At 74.5% G+C, this 15887-nt stretch carries 16 protein-coding genes and 1 tRNA gene; 11 read left to right on the plus strand and 6 right to left on the minus strand.

The window, feature by feature from the left end; genetic code table 11:
• Window positions 1-73: 73 nt before the first annotated feature.
• Complete coding sequence (locus FKM96_RS10670; protein WP_147795211.1) at window positions 74-709, minus strand: TetR/AcrR family transcriptional regulator; 636 nt, start codon at window positions 707-709, stop codon at window positions 74-76.
• Between the two features lie 82 nt (window positions 710-791).
• Window positions 792-1493 carry a heme oxygenase (biliverdin-producing) gene (locus FKM96_RS10675; RefSeq protein ID WP_147795212.1) on the minus strand — a complete coding sequence of 234 codons (702 nt, stop codon included), beginning with the start codon at window positions 1491-1493 and terminating at the stop codon, window positions 792-794.
• 176 nt (window positions 1494-1669) lie between these two features.
• Here FKM96_RS10675 and FKM96_RS10680 point away from each other — a divergent pair, with 176 nt between their 5' ends.
• A complete protein-coding gene (locus tag FKM96_RS10680) occupies window positions 1670-2230 on the plus strand; it encodes a DinB family protein (RefSeq protein ID WP_147795213.1) in 561 nt (186 codons plus the stop codon).
• 872 nt (window positions 2231-3102) lie between these two features.
• On the opposite strand, the gene FKM96_RS10685 is transcribed toward FKM96_RS10680, so the two are convergent.
• Entirely contained in the window at window positions 3103-3633 is a 531-nt protein-coding gene (locus tag FKM96_RS10685; protein WP_147797059.1) for a DUF2000 domain-containing protein, read from the minus strand.
• A 134-nt stretch (window positions 3634-3767) separates the two neighbouring features.
• Between FKM96_RS10685 and FKM96_RS10690 the strand changes: the two genes are divergently transcribed.
• Complete coding sequence (locus FKM96_RS10690) at window positions 3768-4280, plus strand: Lrp/AsnC family transcriptional regulator (protein ID WP_147795214.1); 513 nt, start codon at window positions 3768-3770, stop codon at window positions 4278-4280.
• On the opposite strand, the gene FKM96_RS10695 is transcribed toward FKM96_RS10690, so the two are convergent.
• From FKM96_RS10695 to FKM96_RS10705, 3 genes are all read right to left on the minus strand, one after another.
• Window positions 4242-4994, minus strand: coding sequence for a hypothetical protein (locus FKM96_RS10695; RefSeq protein WP_147795215.1), 753 nt, complete (start codon window positions 4992-4994; stop codon window positions 4242-4244). The two genes, FKM96_RS10690 and FKM96_RS10695, sit on opposite strands and share 39 nt — an antisense overlap.
• Before the next feature lie 177 nt (window positions 4995-5171).
• Window positions 5172-5242: transfer RNA gene (locus tag FKM96_RS10700), tRNA-Gly, on the minus strand.
• Window positions 5243-5363: 121 nt separating this feature from the next.
• Window positions 5364-7856, minus strand: a complete 2493-nt coding sequence (locus tag FKM96_RS10705) for a GH36-type glycosyl hydrolase domain-containing protein (protein ID WP_147795216.1) — start codon at window positions 7854-7856, stop codon at window positions 5364-5366.
• Between the two features lie 186 nt (window positions 7857-8042).
• Here FKM96_RS10705 and FKM96_RS10710 point away from each other — a divergent pair, with 186 nt between their 5' ends.
• The 9 genes from FKM96_RS10710 (at window position 8043) to FKM96_RS10750 (ending at window position 15830) form a co-directional block, all read left to right on the plus strand.
• Window positions 8043-8423, plus strand: a complete 381-nt coding sequence (locus tag FKM96_RS10710; RefSeq protein ID WP_210417251.1) for a YbaB/EbfC family nucleoid-associated protein — start codon at window positions 8043-8045, stop codon at window positions 8421-8423.
• 4 nt (window positions 8424-8427) lie between these two features.
• Window positions 8428-8745, plus strand: a complete 318-nt coding sequence (locus tag FKM96_RS10715) for a type VII secretion target (protein ID WP_168216953.1) — start codon at window positions 8428-8430, stop codon at window positions 8743-8745.
• Window positions 8742-9977, plus strand: a complete 1236-nt coding sequence (locus FKM96_RS10720) for a toxin glutamine deamidase domain-containing protein (protein ID WP_147795218.1) — start codon at window positions 8742-8744, stop codon at window positions 9975-9977. The genes FKM96_RS10715 and FKM96_RS10720 overlap by 4 nt, the downstream gene beginning before the upstream one ends.
• On the plus strand, window positions 9974-10231 hold the full coding sequence (locus FKM96_RS10725) for a hypothetical protein (protein ID WP_147795219.1): 258 nt from the start codon (window positions 9974-9976) through the stop codon (window positions 10229-10231). The genes FKM96_RS10720 and FKM96_RS10725 overlap by 4 nt, the downstream gene beginning before the upstream one ends.
• Window positions 10232-10343: 112 nt before the next feature.
• Window positions 10344-10919 (plus strand): dCTP deaminase, encoded by a 576-nt coding sequence (dcd, locus tag FKM96_RS10730; protein WP_147795220.1) that lies wholly within the window; start codon window positions 10344-10346, stop codon window positions 10917-10919.
• 7 nt (window positions 10920-10926) lie between these two features.
• On the plus strand, window positions 10927-12024 hold the full coding sequence (locus FKM96_RS10735) for a hypothetical protein (RefSeq protein ID WP_246854929.1): 1098 nt from the start codon (window positions 10927-10929) through the stop codon (window positions 12022-12024).
• 146 nt (window positions 12025-12170) lie between these two features.
• Window positions 12171-13064 carry an SDR family oxidoreductase gene (locus FKM96_RS10740; RefSeq protein ID WP_147795221.1) on the plus strand — a complete coding sequence of 298 codons (894 nt, stop codon included), beginning with the start codon at window positions 12171-12173 and terminating at the stop codon, window positions 13062-13064.
• Window positions 13065-13077: 13 nt separating this feature from the next.
• Window positions 13078-14958, plus strand: coding sequence for a glycoside hydrolase family 15 protein (locus FKM96_RS10745; protein WP_147795222.1), 1881 nt, complete (start codon window positions 13078-13080; stop codon window positions 14956-14958).
• A 71-nt stretch (window positions 14959-15029) separates the two neighbouring features.
• The gene (locus tag FKM96_RS10750; protein WP_147795223.1) at window positions 15030-15830 is read left to right on the plus strand and encodes an SDR family NAD(P)-dependent oxidoreductase; all 801 of its coding nucleotides are present in this window, start codon (window positions 15030-15032) and stop codon (window positions 15828-15830) included.
• Window positions 15831-15887: the final 57 nt, after the last annotated feature.

Raw genomic sequence — 15887 nt, forward strand, 5'->3', positions numbered from 1 at the left:
GACATCATCGCGTGTCGGGCTCCCGCCCACACGCGGGCGCACCGCGGGTCCTCCGTGCGGGTGAACGCGCGGCTCAGGCGGGCACGGCCTCCGGCTCGAACGCACCGGTCGCGGCCCGCTCGCCGGCGCCGACGGCGCGGAGCACGAACAGGACGGTCGACTCGATCGCCCGCTCGCGGGCCGGCTGGTCGTCGGGCAGGCCGCGGCTGCTCAGGCAGGCGTTGACCAGGGAGACCGTCGTTCCCAGGTCCTGCTCGGGGAAGGCGCCCGACTCGATGCCGGCGGACAGCACGCGGCGCAGCATGGCCTCGACCAGCACGACGTGCTCGCGCACGCGCTGCTGCGTGCTGCGGGACAGCACCGACCGCAGGTCCGGCCCCGGGGCCAGGTGGTAGTCGCGCTTGAGCTCGCACTGCGCGCGGACGTAGGCGCGCAGCTGCTCGGTCGGGTCGTCGATGCCGGCGAGCTCGGCCTCCAGCGCGGCGACGTACTGCTCGGTCTCGTGCATGATGAAGCCGACGAGCATCGACTCCTTGTCGGCGAAGTGGTTGTACACCGCCGTGCGGCCGACGCCGGCCGCCTGGGCGATGTCGGCGAGGGTGATCGAGTCGAACCCGCGCTCGGCCATCAGCCGGGACAGCGCGCCGAACAGGCGCAGCCGCGTCTGCTCCCGGTGCTCGTGCAGCGAGCCGCCGATGATCTTGGGCATGCTGACATGATCGCACGACCTGTCATCATCGGAGCCGCCGCCGTGTGTCGGACGCGTGCAGGTGTGGCGCGGGGATCGCGGGTCAGGCGGTGCGGTGCGCCTCGGCCAGCGCGGCGAACAGGGCGCGGTTGTGCCGGAAGGCGGCGCGCGCCTCGTCGACCACCGCCGCCCGCTGGGCCTCCGTCAGGTCGAGCGCGTCGACCCGCGCGCGGTACAGGTCCTTGAACGGCTTGGGCTTCGGGATCGCGGGGAACGCGTAGAAGCCGACGCCCTCCTCCGCGACGGCGTAGTGCCGCTGCACCATCCGGCCGATGACCTGCCCGCCCGAGAGGTCGCCGAGGTACCGCGTGTACGCGTGCGCGACGTAGGGGCCGACGTCCGAGCCGCCCGCGCGGATGGCGGCGGCGTAGGCCGCGGTGGCGGGCAGCGGCACGGCGCGCTCGCGCCAGCCCGGGCCGGCGAGGTGCGCGAGGTCCGCCTCGATCGCCGGGACGCGGCTCAGCTCGTCGAACACGACCCCGGCGCCCGCGGGGGTGCGGCGGACCAGCTCGCCGACCTCCTCCAGGGCCACGTAGACGGCGTGCAGCTGGAGCGCGAGGTCGACGTACGCCGCCGTCGTGAGCCGGCCGCCCAGCAGGTCCTCGACGAACGACGAGCCCTCGGCGGCCTCGTGCTCCGGACGGGTGCCCTCGCGCAGCAGCAGCGACAGCGGTGCGGCGGCGGACCCGGCGGCCGGGTCGTCGGCGCGCGGCGCGGCGGCGGGCAGGTCGTGCGTGGTGGTCATGTCTGCTCCCGGGGGCGCGCGGCTGCCGTCGAGATGACGACGCGTCAGAACGTACCGCACCAGGTAAGGATTGCCTACCCTCGCCTGGCTCGTCGTCGTCCACCGGCCCGCCCCGGCCGCCCCATGCCGGGGGAGGGCGTCCCCGGCGGCGGTCCGGGCGGGTTACCGTGCGTGGCGTGACCGCCGCGACGCCCCCGGAGCCCGACCCCGACGACTACCGCCCCGCCGACCCGGACGCCAAGGACTGGACCTGGGTGATCGCCGGGCGCTGCCCCGAGTGCGGGTTCGCCGGCACCGACGTGGCCGGGCCCGACGTCGCCGGCACGGTGCACGACCTGGTGCCGCGGTGGCGCGCCGCGCTCAACCGCCTGGACGCCCGGGACCGCCCGGCGCCCGGCGTGTGGTCGACGCTCGAGTACGGCGCGCACGTGCGGGACGTGCACCGGGTGTTCGCCGAGCGGCTGCAGCTGATGCTCACCCAGGACGACCCGCTGTTCGCCAACTGGGACCAGGACGCCACCGCCGCCGAGGAGCGCTACGACCGGCAGGACCCGGGTCGCGTCGCGGACGAGCTGGCCGACGCCGCGGCCGCGCTCGCGGCGGGGTTCGCCGCGGTGCGCCCCGACCAGTGGGACCGCGCGGGCCGCCGGTCGAACGGGTCCTCGTTCACGGTCACGACGCTCGGGCAGTACTTCCTGCACGATGTGGTGCACCACCTGCACGACGTCCGGGCCTGACCGCGCGGCGGCACGGGAGACGCGGCGAGGCCCCTCGGACGCTTACTCCGAGGGGCCTCGATCCGGGGACGACGCTACGGGCCGGCGGGCTCGGCGGGACGCAGGCGCGCCGGACCCGTCCCTGACGGCCGCGAGACCGCACCGTCGTCCACAGATTCTGTGCACAACCCTGTGAACACCGCATGATCCTGCAGGTGACGCTGTGGACAACATGTGCACCCCGCGGTGGACGAGAATTCTCCGGCGCAGACCCTTGCGGGCGTCGTCGCGGGGGGTCTAGAACTCTTCCAACGACCTCGACGGACGCACCGACCACCGCAGGGAGACCCGCCTCGACGGGTGCCCGGCGGGGCGGAGCCGGCGGGGCCGGGACCGGAGGGAGAACGACGGACCACCTCGGCGGGGCGACCCGGCGAGCTGCGGATGACGACGCAGAGGCCCGCTAGGACCCCGAGGGTCGGATCGTCGCCGTCCCGCCCGCGGCTGGTGCCCCCCGAGGTCGCCGCCGGGTGCCGGGGCGGAGCCGCACCGTCAGAGCGGCCGCCGGTCCCCGATCCGTCGGGGGCACAGGGACGACGATCGGGGAGGGCCCCTCGGACGCTTACTCCGAGGGGCCCTTCTCCGTGCCCGGGCGCGGTTACCCACAGGGTGGTCGGGGTTGTCCACACGTCGTCGTCCCCCGAACGGCCCCTCCGACCACCCGAGAGGGCGATATGTCGGGCTCTGTCCACAGGAGTTGTCCCCACCTTGTGCACGAGTCCGTGGATCGAGCGGGTGACGGGCCCCGCGACCTGTGGACGCGGTGTGCACGCGTGGTGCGCGGCTGGGGATCGGCGCCCGTCAGCGCGGGTCCCCCCTGGGGACGGGCGCCGTCAGGGCAGCAGGCGCAGCTTCCCGACGAGCCGGTCGACACGGTTCCGGGGGCCGACGATGCTCACGGCGAGGTAGTCGTGGCCGTCCGCGGGGCGCTCCGCCATGGCGGCCAGGTACTCCGTGTACACGCGGATCTGCTGGGCGATGGCGGGCATGTCCGCCACGTGCACGCCGGGTGCCGCCGCGGCCTTCGCGCGCAGCTCCGCCAGCGTCGCCCGGGGAGCGCCCAGCACGGTGCAGCCGGTCCAGGGCAGTCCGGTGTGCGCGTCGCCCCGGGCGTCGGGCGCGGCGGGCCCCATCAGCCCGGGGACACCCGTGGCGGTGGCCGCGGTCACGCAGGCGACGGCGTTGGCGGCGCGGCCCGGCTCGAGTGCCTCGTCGACGACGACGACCCACTTCAGCCGTGCGGAGCGCGTCGGCTCGTCGAGGCGGATCTCGTCGGGCGCGAAGCCGGCGGCCGGCGCCGCGGCGGGATCCGTGGCGACGGTGGCGGACGGGGTGACGGGACTGGCGGCGGGTGCGGGGGACATGGTCACGACGACCTCCCGGGTGACGGCACCACGGACGGTCCGCGGCGGTCGTCGTCCGACGACGAACCGAGACGCTAGGCACCGGTACGAGGTCTGTCCACGCTCGCCGTACGACGTACGGATATCGTGGCCGCATGGCCGATCTCGACGCACTCGACACGGCGATCCTGCGCGAGCTGCAGGCGGACGCACGGCGGACCAACCGCGACGTCGCGGCCGCCGTGGGCGTCGCGCCCACCACCGCGCTCGACCGGACGCGGGCGCTGCGCGAGCGCGGGGTGATCCGCGGCGCGACGCTGGACGTCGACCTCGCCGCGATCGGGCGGCCGGTCCAGGCGCTCGTCGCCGTGCGGATCCGGCCGCCGACCCGCCGGAACATCGAGGGCTTCCGCGCCTGGGTGGTGGCGCTGCCCGAGACGCTCGGGGTGTTCGTCACGACCGGCACCGAGGACTTCCTCGTCCACGTGGCGGTGCCGGACAACGAGGCGCTCTACGGGTTCGTGATCGACCGGCTCACCGAGCGCCCCGAGGTCGTCGACGTGCGCACCTCCGTCGTGTTCGAGCACCTGCGCAAGCGCCGGGTCGACCCGGCCCCGGGCGCGGCGCGGTCAGCGCGCGGGGGTGGCGAGGGCGACCGCGGGCGGTGAGTCGTCCGTGCCGGCGGCACCCCCGCTGCCGGCAGCGCCCGCGGCCCTCGTCGGCGGGCCCGTGACCGCGGTCCGCGCCCGGGAGGTCCCCGGCGGCGCGGTCGCGGCCCTCGCCGCCGGCCGCGGTACCGGCGGCCGTCGCCCGGTCAGCCCGACCCGGAGCCGGTGCGCGATCGTCTCGGCGTGCGTGACGAGGTCCTGGTAGCGCTCCGAGGACCGGGTGTCGAAGCGCAGCTCGACGGCCTCGCTCGCCCCGGCCGGGAACACCGTCCAGATCACCTCGTGGCGCAGCACGCCGTGGCTCCGGAGCGCCACGACCGCCTGGCCCGCCGGCAGCTCCCGCAGGGACGCGGCGTGGTACGTGATGCGGGTGGCCGTGTGCCGGGACCGCGCGATCTTCCGCTGCACCCGGTGCAGGTAGGCGGCGGCCGCGTCGGCCCCGACGGGGACCTCGACCAGGATCTCGCACGCGAGCCCCGCGACCACGTCGCCGGTAGGTTCCGGCACCCACGCGCCGGCGCGGACGTGCCGCGCGTTCAGGCCGACGACGGCGCGGTCCACCGCCTCGAGGGCGGAGCGCAGCCGGGCCACCGCGACCGGGCCGCCGGCGAGGTCGTCCGCGAACCGCCGGGCGACCCGCGGGGCGTCGCCGGGTCGCCACCCGCACCACCGCGGAGGCAGCCGCAGGTCGATGCGGGAGATCTCGTGCTTCATGCGGTCCTTCCGTCGGGCTGGCCCTGGGAAGGTAGGCGGGGGTCCGTCGACCCCCCGACCGTTGAGTAGGGGAAATTACTTAATAGGGGGGGAGGCCCGAAAGGGCCGGACGACCGGGTCCGGCGGGGCGACGACGAAGGGCCAGGCGCGGCGGTGCCGGCCTGGCCCTCTCGGGAGAGCGGGTGACGGGAATCGAACCCGCGCTATCAGCTTGGGAAGCTGAAGTTCTACCATTGAACTACACCCGCGTGACCGTCCCCGGCTGCTCGAGCCGGGCGGTCGACGCGCCCCCACGAGGGGAGCGCGCGTCCAGCATAGCGGCTCCGGACGCCCGCACGCGCGGACGCCCGGAGCGCGCGTCACGCGTCGTCAGACGGTGACCTCCACCCGCACGGTGCTGCCCGCGGGCGCGTAGGGCACGGTCGACCCCTCGACCGGGACCCCGTCCACGACCAGCCGCCCGCGCGCGCCCGGCGCCCCGGCGTTGGTCACGGTGATCTCGTACCGGGCGCCGCGGGCGACCCGGGTGACGCCGAACGACGGCACGTCGGGCCCGATCTGGGGGTCGACCACCAGGCCGTCGTGCTCCGGCCGGACGCCCAGCAGGTACTGGGAGACGGCGACGAAGTTCCACGCCGCGGTGCCGGTGAGCCAGGAGTTCTTGGCCTCGCCGTGCCGCACCGCCTCCTTGCCCGCGATCATCTGCGCGTACACGTACGGCTCGAGCCGGTGCACGTCGGAGATGTCCTCGCGGTACGCGGGCGTGATCCGGCGGTAGTAGTCGAACGCCCGCTCGCCGCGGCCGAGGACGGTCTCGCCGATGATCACCCACGGGTTGTTGTGGCAGAAGATGCCGCCGTTCTCCTTGTAGCCCGGCGGGTAGGTGGAGACCTCGCCGAGCTCGATCTGGTAGCTCGTGTAGGCGGGCGACTGCAGCACCATGCCGTGCGGCGTGGCCAGGTGCTCGCGCACCGAGTCGAGCGCGCGCACCGCGGGGGAGGCGGGGTCGGCCGGGTTCTGGGCGTCGACGCCGATGCCGGCCATGACCGCGAAGCCCTGCGGCTCGATCCAGATCTTGCCCTCGGGCGACGCGTCCGTGCCGACCGGGTTGCCGTAGAAGTCGTAGGCGCGCAGGAACCACTCGCCGTCCCAGCCGTGCTCCAGCACCGCGGTCCGCATGGCCTCGATCTCGGTGCGCGCGCGGGCCGCGACGTCGGCCAGGCCGCGGCGCTCCGCGAGCTCGGCGTACTCCGGACCGATGTGCACGAACATCGCGGCGATGAACACCGACTCCGCCACCCCGCCGGCCTGGTTCTCGGTCGTCTGGAACGACTCGCCCGGCTCGGTGGAGAAGCAGTTGAGGTTGAGGCAGTCGTTCCAGTCGGCCCGGCCGATGAGCGGCAGGCCGTGCGGGCCGCGGTTCGCGACCGTGAACTCGAACGACCGGGTCAGGTGCTCGAACAGCGGCACCTCGGAGCCGGGCTCGTTGTCGAACGGCACCGGCTCGTCGAGGATCCCCCAGTCGCCGGTCTCCTTGACGTAGGCGGCGACGCCGAGGATCAGCCACAGCGGGTCGTCGTTGAAGCCCGACCCGATGTCGTTGTTCCCGCGCTTCGTCAGCGGCTGGTACTGGTGGTACGCGGAGCCGTCGGGGAACTGGGTCGACGCGATGTCGATGATCCGCTGCCGGGCGCGCTCCGGGACCAGGTGCACGAAGCCGAGCAGGTCCTGGTTCGAGTCACGGAAGCCCATGCCGCGGCCGATGCCGGTCTCGAAGTACGACGCCGACCGGGACATGTTGAACGTGACCATGCACTGGTACTGGTTCCAGATGTTGACCATCCGGTCGAGCTTGGGGTCCGTGCTGGTCACCGAGTAGGTGGACAGCAGGTCGGTCCACGACGTCCGCAGCGCCTCGAAGGCGGCGAGCGTCTGCTCGGTGGTGGCGAACCGGGACAGCAGGGCGTGCGCGCGCTCGCGGTTGACCCGCTGCATCGCCGGGACGCCGGCGGCCTCGTCGGCGGGCGCCCACTTCTCGTCGTGCGGGTTCTCGACGTAGCCCAGCACGTAGGTCAGCGACCGGCTCTCGCCCGGGGCGAGCGTGACGTCGACCTGGTGCGACCCGATCGGGTACCAGCCGGAGGCGACGGACCCGGTGGCCCGGCCGGCGTGCGGCTCGGCCGCCTCGCCGAGCCCGTTGTACGGGCCGGTGAAGGAGTCCCGGTCGGTGTCGAAGCCGTCGGCGCGGGTGTTCACGCCGTACACCGCGTAGTGGTCCCGGCGCTCGCGGTACTCGGTCTTGTGGAAGATCGCCGAGCCGTGCGGGCCGTCCAGCTCCACCTCGACCTCGGCGAGCGACAGGTTGCGCTGGTAGTTCGTCTGGTCGTCCTGGGCGTTCCACAGGCAGAACTCGACGAACGAGAACAGCGAGACCGTCTTCTCCGCGTCGGAGGTGTTGGTCAGCGTGACGTGCTGGACCTCGGCGGTCTCGCCGAGCGGCACGAAGAACAGCGTCTCGACCCGCAGGCCGCCGCGCTCGCCCGTGATGCGGGAGTAGCCCAGGCCGTGCCGCGCCTCGTAGTGGTCGAGCTCGGCCTTGACCGGCAGCCAGCCCGGCGTCCAGACGTCGCCGCCGTCGTGCACGTAGAAGTACCGGCCGCCCTCGTCGGCGGGGATGTTGTTGTACCGGTAGCGCGTGAGGCGGCGCATCTTCGCGTCCCGGTAGAACGAGTAGCCGCCGCCGGTGTGCGAGAGCAGCGAGAAGAACTCCTCCGAGCCGAGGTAGTTGATCCACGGGTACGGGGTCCGCGGCGTCGTGATGACGTACTCGCGTGCCTCGTCGTCGAAGTGGCCGTACCGCATCGTCGCGCCTTCCGGTCGTCAGTGTGGGCCGCTGCGGGAGCGCTCCCACGCGGCGTGCGTCGGTCAGCGTAGCGCACGGTCGAAACGCTTCCGGCGGGCCCTGGTCCCGGAGCTGGACAGGGCCGACCAGGTGGTGCTGGGGCAGGCGCCGGGAGCGCACCGGGCAGGCCGGTTACAGTGCCGTCCGTGCCGTCCGTGCCGTCCTACTTCGACGACCCGGACGCTGCCATCGAGCGGGTCCAGGCCGATATCGCCGCAGCGCAGGAGCGCGCCCTCAAGGCGGCCGAGGTCAAGCAGACGCTCGACCGGCTCCGCGGCAGGGCCCGGAGCCCGCGCGGCGAGGTGACCGCCGAGGTCGACCCGTCGGGCCAGCTCGTCGACCTGCACCTGGCGGACGACGCGACCAGCATCGCCGCGCGCGACCTGTCGGCGCTGATCGTCGAGACGGTCCGTGCCGCCGCACAGGACGCGGGCCGGCAGGCGCTGGCGGTCGCCGCCGACGCGTTCGGAGAGACCTCACCCGTCACCGCGCAGCTGCGCGACGAGCTCGCGTCCCGGTTGCGGTGACCGCGTGAGCGGGGGCTTCCAGATCGACACCGGGGTGCTGCGGCAGCACGCGGCCCGGGTGCAGCAGGTCGCAGGTGACCTCGGCACGGCCGAGTCGGCGGCCGGGTCGGCCGACCTGCACGGCGGTGCGTTCGGCGTCCTGTGCGGGTTCCTGCCCGGGATCATCGGCGGGACGGACGCCGCCGCCAGGGACGCGATCGCGGCGGTGCGCGAGGCGACCGACGGCGTGGTGGCCGAGCTGGGCGCGATGGCGCGCTCCGTCGACGAGACCGACCAGGCCGTCGAGTCGCGGATGCAGCAGATCACCCGGGTGCTCGGGTGACCGCGAACCCGCTCGTCGTCGGGCCGGTCGACACCTCGACGGCGTTCGGCGGCGCCATGCTGCTGGACTCCCTGTCGCAGCTCAGCTCGTCGCTGGAGTCGGGCGACTGGGTCGCCGCCGGCCTGTCCGGGGTCGGCGTCGCGCTCGACGCCGTCGCCACCGCCGTCGACCCGCTCGGCTCGCTGATCGCGGCAGGGCTGGGCTGGCTGATGGAGCACCTGGAGCCGCTGAAGGGCTGGCTGAACGACCTCACGGGCGACGCCGGCGCGGTGCTCGGGTTCGCCGGCACGTGGGACAACGTCGCCACCGCGATGAACGGTGCGGGCGACGAGCTGCACCGGATCGTCACCGCCGACCTCGAGGCGATGTCCGGCGCGTCGATCGTCGCCTACGGCGCGTACGCCAACGGGCTGGCCGACCGGGTACGGGCCGCGGGGACGTCGGCGTCCTCCATGGCGTCGGCGCTGCGCGCCTGCTCCACCGTGGTGCAGGTCGTCCACGACCTGGTCCGGGACACCCTCGCGCAGCTGGTGGGCTCGATCATCTCCTGGGTGTCGACGCTCGTGGTCACCGCGGGGCTGGCGACGCCCCACGTGGCGTCGCAGGTGGCGACGCGGGTGTCGTCGATCGCGACCCGGGTCGGGCGGTCCGTCATCGACGTGATCTCGACCGGGAAGTCCCTGAAGAACCTGCTGGAGGCGATGAAGGAGGCGCTGGCGCGGTTGGCCGGCGGCGTCCGCGGCGCGCTGCCGGGGGCTCGGGGCACGTCGGCTCCCGGTGGCGTGCCCGACGTCCCCGCGGTCAGGCCGCAGTCGTTGGACGACATCAGGTCATGGCTCGACAAGATCAACCCCGGCTTCACGGGAGATCCGTTCGACCCGAGGTCGGTCAACTGCGGCAACTGCACGGCGGCCGTTCACAGCTCGCTGCGTGGCGGGCCGCTCGGCGAGGCGGACACGGGCACCTTGAGCATTCCCCAGATGGAGAAGATCACGGGCTTGCCGCAGGTCACCATGACCCCGACGGAGATCGCCGATGCGCTCAGAGCGGGCGGACCCGGGTCCCACGCCGTGATCGGGATCGATCGGGCGCAGGGGGCCGGACACTGGTTCAACGCCTACTACGACGGCACGAAGGTCGTCGCGGTGGACGGCCAGTCGGGACGGATCATCGACTGGCCACCGGACTACGGAGCGGTGCACTGGGACGCGGCCATCAGGAGGGCGCAATGAACGACGCGGAGCGCGAGGCGTCGGTGGCGATCGCATCCAGGCTCCTGGCGATGGCGGAGCAGGACGCCAGGCAGTACTGCCGTGCCGTTCCCGAAGCCGAGGCGTACTTCTTCTGGCAGCCCGTCCGAGGCGGTGGTCAACTTCTCGTGCATCGCGACGGATCCGTCCTCTTCGGAGCGTCCGTGCTCACGTTCGAGCAGATGCTCGACGCCTTCCTGGCGGGTCGGCGGACCGATCCGCGCGCCTGGGACTGAGTCGCAGGAGCGGCACAGGGGACGGACCGGAGCCGCTGGACGGGGCGGGTGCGTCGGCGCCGGGTCCGCCGGCGCGCTCGGAGGGCCCTGCCGACCCCGGTACCGTGGTCCTGTGCTGCTCTCCGACCGCGACATCACCGCCGAGCTCGACGCCGGCCGGGTGGTCCTCGACCCCCACGACCCCGCGATGGTGCAGCCGTCGAGCGTCGACGTCCGCCTCGACCGGTTCTTCCGGCTGTTCGACAACCACAAGTACGCGGTCATCGACCCGTCCCAGGACCAGCCCGACCTCACGCGGCTGGTGGAGGTCGACGGCGACGAGCCGTTCGTCCTGCACCCGGGCGAGTTCGTCCTGGGGTCCACGTTCGAGCAGGTGACCCTGCCCGACGACATCGCCGCGCGCCTGGAGGGCAAGTCCTCGCTGGGGCGGCTCGGCCTGCTCACGCACTCGACCGCCGGGTTCATCGACCCGGGGTTCTCCGGCCACGTGACCCTGGAGCTGTCGAACGTCGCGACGCTGCCGATCACGCTGTGGCCCGGCATGAAGATCGGGCAGATGTGCTTCTTCCGGCTGTCGTCGCCGGCCCTCGCCCCGTACGGCTCGGGCGCCACCGGCTCCCGGTACCAGGGCCAGCGCGGCCCGACCGCCTCGCGCTCGTGGCAGCACTTCCACCGCACCCAGGTCTGACCCGGTCGTGACCGCGTCGCTGCCGCCGCTGCCCGAGGTGCCCGCCACCGCGGGCGTGACGCCGCCGCCCGGGCGGCACCTGCTGGTCCTGCCCGAGGGGGTCGCGCCGGACGAGGTCGACGTGCTGGCCAGCAGCCGGTTCCCCGCCGCGAGGTGGGAGCGCCCGCCGCGGGTGCCGTCCGGCCGGCGCGCGTCCGGCGCGAGCCGCGCACCTGCGCCCGCGGCCACGCCCGGCGTGCTGCGGCTCGGGCGGCTGTCGACCCTGACGGGGCCGTTCGCGCTGGAGCCCGCGCAGCTGGCTCGGTGGGGGCTGCCGTCCGACGCGCGGGTCGCCTGGGTCGTCGACTGCCCGCGCGAGCGCGCCGAGCAGCCCGCGTTCGGCGGGGACCGGGACGGCCTGCGCCGCGCGTTCGGGACCGCCGGACCGGTGCGGGAGGAGCAGCGCGTCGTGCTGTGGCTCGTCGCCGTGGCCCGCCGGCTGGGTGGCGCGCTCCGGGTCGACTCCGGCGTGGTGCTCGAGCCGGACATGGATGCGGCGCTCGACCTCGCCGTGCTCAGCGACCGCTGGGTGGAGCCCGAGACGGTGCTCGCCGCCGCGCACCGCGTGTCGTCCCGCGCCGCGCTGGACGTGCCGCGCGCCCCCGACCCCCGGAGGGCCTCGCCGCAGCAGGCCGGCGCCGCGCTCGCCGCCCGGGACCGGGTGGGCGCGGGCGTCGCCGACGCCGAGGAGCGCCGCCGGCTGCACGCCGAGGCGGACGCCTTCGACGCGCACATGCGCGAGAACCCGCCGGCCGCCGAGGCGTTCGGCCTGCAGGTCGACCTCGGGGTCGACGGCATCGTGGTCGTCGAGGTGGCCGCCGAGGCCGACGTGCCGCAGGTCCTCGCCGCGGTCGACTGGGCCCAGGGCGAGGTGGTCGCGTACCGGGTGCGCTGGGAGGCGCCGGACGTGGAGCAGCTGGAGTCCGAGCGGCCGTCGCTGCCGCACCGGGTCGCGCGCGGGCGCGCGGCGCGGGTGGTGCGCGGGATCGCGCGCGAGGTGCACGCCGAGGTGGGCGGGGAGATCGCCGACATGGCGGGCTTCCTGGTGGACCCCGCCGACCTCTGACGGGGGCCGACGGGACCGCGCGGGACGCGCTCCCTGTTGCGACCCTCCCGACCCCGGCTGACGATGGACGCGGGTCGACGCCCGCCGGTCTCCACGCCAGGCGGGCGTCGCCTTTCGCATTCACCGCCCAGGACGGAGGACGCCGCATGGCCGACCAGTACACGTTCCAGGACCCGATCGCGCAGTACCCGATGCCCGAGCCGCCGGAGCAGAGCCAGGACGGGCCCGGCCTCGACGCCGACCTGCAGCCGCTCGCCGACCACGGCCAGGACACCTACCGCGGGTCCGGCCGCCTCGAGGGCCGGAAGGCGATCGTCACCGGCGGCGACTCCGGCATCGGCCGCGCCGTCGCCATCGCGTTCGCCCGGGAGGGCGCCGACCTCGTGCTGTCGTACCTGCCCGAGGAGCAGGAGGACGCCGAGCACGTGGCGCAGCTGGTCCGCGACGCCGGCCGGAAGGTCGTGCTCGCCCCCGGTGACGTCGCCGACCAGGCCTACAGCCGGTCGCTGGTGCGCACGGCGCTCGACGAGCTCGGAGGCCTGGACACGCTCGCGATCATCGCCGGGCGCCAGCAGTACGTCGAGGACATCACCGAGCTGACCCCGGAGTCGTTCGACGAGACGTTCAAGACGAACGTCTACGCGCTGTACTGGCTGGTCCAGGAGGCGGTGCCGCACCTGCCGAAGGGCTCCAGCATCATCACGACGTCGTCGATCCAGGCGTACCAGCCGGCCCCGATCCTGGTCGACTACGCCACGACGAAGGCCGCCATCAACACGATCTCGAAGGCGCTCGCCGGCCAGCTCGCGCCGAAGGGCATCCGGGTCAACGTCGTGGCGCCGGGCCCGATCTGGACGCCGCTGCAGACCGCGGGCGGCCAGCCGCCGTCGGCGCTGCCGGAGTTCGGGCAGCAGACGCCCTACGGCCGCGCGGGACAGCCGGCCGAGCTCGCCCCGGCGTACGTCTACCTGGCCTCCCAGGAGTCGAGCTACGTCAGCGGCGAGACGCTGAACGTCAACGGGGGGATGCCGACCCCGTGACGGCGACCCGCGCATGACGGAGCAGCCGGGCCTCGAGAACCTGGACGGCGACGCCGGCACGCGCACGGAAGGGTCGGGTCACGCGGCGGCGGACGAGCCGCGCGACCCGACCCCCCGCACCGCGGGCTACGCCGACCTGCGCTCGTACGCGGTGCTGGGGGACGGGCGGACCGTCGCGCTGGTCGCGGACGACGGCCGGGTGGACTGGTTCCCGGTCCCCGACCTCGACACGCCGCCCGCGTTCGCCGCGCTGCTGGACGCGGACGCCGGCGGCTACGTCGAGCTCGCGCCCACCGTGCCGTACCGGCTCCGCCGGCAGTACGTCGTCGGCACGAACGTGCTGGTCACGACGTACGACACCGACGACGGCCGGGCGCGCGTCACGCAGGCGATGAACACCGGCGTGGCCGGGCGCCTGCCGTGGAGCGAGCTCGCCGCGCGGGTGGAGGGCCTGTCCGGCTCCGTGCCGATGGCCTGGCGCGTCGCGCCGGGGACCGTGCTCGGCACGGCGTCGCCGTGGGTGCAGCGGACGGTCCAGGGCCCGGTGCTGCGGGTCGACGGCGTGACGCTGACCGTGCGCACGCTCGGCGAGATGACGACGGTCGTCGACGACCAGGCCTGCACGGGTGCGTTCGAGGCGACCGCCGGGTCGCGGCACCTCGTCGCGGTGGTCGGCACCGAGCGCGAGCCGGTCATGCTGCCCGACCCCGAGGACGTCGACCGCGGCATCGACCGGACGGTCGACAACTGGCGCGCCTGGACCCGCGAGTTCCACTACGACGGGCCGTGGGGCAAGGCGGTGCAGCGCAGCGCCCTCGCGCTCAAGCTGCTGCTGCACGAGCCGACCGGCGCCATCGCCGCGGCGGGCACCACCTCGCTGCCCGAGAGCCTGGCGGGCGGCAAGAACTGGGACTACCGGTACGCGTGGGTCCGGGACGCCGCGTACACGCTGGACGCGTGGATCGGCTTCGGCCTGCGCGAGGAGGTGCACGCCGCCATCTCGTGGACGCTGCGCACCCTCCGCGAGCACGGGGTCCGGATCTTCTTCGGGCTCGACGGCGCGCTGCCGCCCGAGCCGGAGCGCCACGACGTGCCGGGCTGGCGGGGGATCGGCCCCGTCGTCACCGGGAACCGCGCGGACGGCCAGCTGCAGCTCGGCGTCTACGGCGACGTCCTCGCGGTGGTCCGCGGGTACGTCGACGCGGGGAACCTGCTCGACGCCGAGACCGGCCGGCTGCTCGCCGCCGTCGCCGACGAGGCCGCCGACGCCTGGCACCGCCCGGACGCCGGCATGTGGGAGCTGACCGAGGAGCGGCACTACACGTCGTCCAAGCTCGGCTGCTGGCAGGCGCTGCGGTGCGCCGTGCACCTGGCCGAGCTCGGGCAGATCCCCGGCGAGCCCGACCGCTGGCGCGCCGAGGCGGACCGGATCGCCCGCTGGGTCGGCGAGCACTGCTGGTCCGAGGAGCGCGGCGCCTACGTGATGCACCCCGGCTCCGACGCCCTCGACGCGTCCGTGCTGCTGCACGCGCGCAGCGGGTTCGACACCGGCGAGCGCATGAGCCGCACCGTCGACGCCCTGCGCGCCGAGCTCGGCTCCGGGCCGCTGCTGCACCGGTACACCGGCATGCCCCAGGAGGAGGGCGCGTTCGTCGCCTGCGCGTTCTGGGGCGTGGCCGCGCTGGCGCTCGTCGGGCGGACCGACGAGGCGGCGCAGTGGATGGGCGAGCTGCTCGACCTCGCGAGCGACGTCGGCGTGTGGCCGGAGATGATCGACCCGGCGACCGGCGACTTCCTCGGCAACCTGCCGCAGGCGCTGAGCCACCTCGCGCTGGTGCAGGCCGCGCTCACCCTGGCGCCCGCGCTGGGCGACGACCACGACGCGGCGGGCTGACCCGCTCCGCCGCACCGCACCACCGGCGCCCGCCGACCGGCCGGCGCCACCCCGCACCCCGAGGAGGACCCATGGACCTGGGCATCACCGACCGCGTCGCGCTCATCACCGGCGGCGACTCCGGCATCGGCCTCGCCACCGCCCGCCTGCTGCTCGCCGAGGGCGCCCGCGTCGTGCTCACCGACCAGGACGCGCCCGCGCTCGAGCGGGCGGTCGCCGACCTCGGCGCCGGGCCCGACCGGCTGGTGCCAGTGCTGGCCGACCTCACGGTCCCGGCCGCGGTCGAGGCGCTGGTCGCCCGGGCGCACGACGCGTTCGGCGCCCCGGAGATCCTGGTGCACGCCGCGGGCGTGACGGGCGCGCAGGGGCTGTTCCACGAGATCGACGACGAGGGCTGGGCCCGCACGATCGAGGTCGACCTGCTCGCGGCGGTCCGGGTCGTGCGCGCGGTGCTCGGCCCGATGCGGGAGACCGGCCGCGGCCGGATCGTGCTGCTCGCCTCGGAGGACGGCGTGCAGCCCTACGTCGACGAGCTGCCGTACTGCGCGTCGAAGGCCGGCGTGCTGTCGCTGGCCAAGGGGCTGTCGAAGGCGTACGGCGCCGAGGGCGTGCTGGTCAACGCGGTGTCCCCGGCGTTCATCGCCACCCCCATGACCGACGCGATGATGGCGAAGCGCGCCGAGGAGCGCGGCACGGACCGGGACGAGGCGATCGCGTCGTTCCTCGACGAGGAGCGCCCGGGCATGGTCCTGAAGCGGCGCGGCGAGGCCGAGGAGGTCGCCGCCGTGATCGCGTTCCTGGTGTCCGAGCGCGCGAGCTTCGTCACCGGCTCGAACTACCGGGTCGACTCGGGGTCGGTCGCGACGATCTGACGTCGCGCCGGGTCCGGGGTGCCGTCACCCCGCGGTGACGGCACCCCGGACGCCCGG

This window comes from Cellulomonas sp. Y8 (assembly GCF_008033115.1).
Lineage (GTDB): Bacteria > Actinomycetota > Actinomycetes > Actinomycetales > Cellulomonadaceae > Cellulomonas.

Coding starts and splice junctions, on each gene's coding strand:
- FKM96_RS10745 (WP_147795222.1), top strand. CDS start 13,078: ATGACGGAGCAGCCGGGCCTCGAGAACCTGGACGGCGACGCCGGCACG.
- FKM96_RS10670 (WP_147795211.1), bottom strand. CDS start 709: ATGCCCAAGATCATCGGCGGCTCGCTGCACGAGCACCGGGAGCAGACG.
- FKM96_RS10740 (WP_147795221.1), top strand. CDS start 12,171: ATGGCCGACCAGTACACGTTCCAGGACCCGATCGCGCAGTACCCGATG.
- FKM96_RS10690 (WP_147795214.1), top strand. CDS start 3,768: ATGGCCGATCTCGACGCACTCGACACGGCGATCCTGCGCGAGCTGCAG.
- FKM96_RS10705 (WP_147795216.1), bottom strand. CDS start 7,856: ATGCGGTACGGCCACTTCGACGACGAGGCACGCGAGTACGTCATCACG.
- FKM96_RS10750 (WP_147795223.1), top strand. CDS start 15,030: ATGGACCTGGGCATCACCGACCGCGTCGCGCTCATCACCGGCGGCGAC.
- FKM96_RS10685 (WP_147797059.1), bottom strand. CDS start 3,633: ATGTCCCCCGCACCCGCCGCCAGTCCCGTCACCCCGTCCGCCACCGTC.
- FKM96_RS10675 (WP_147795212.1), bottom strand. CDS start 1,493: ATGACCACCACGCACGACCTGCCCGCCGCCGCGCCGCGCGCCGACGAC.
- FKM96_RS10695 (WP_147795215.1), bottom strand. CDS start 4,994: ATGAAGCACGAGATCTCCCGCATCGACCTGCGGCTGCCTCCGCGGTGG.
- FKM96_RS10725 (WP_147795219.1), top strand. CDS start 9,974: ATGAACGACGCGGAGCGCGAGGCGTCGGTGGCGATCGCATCCAGGCTC.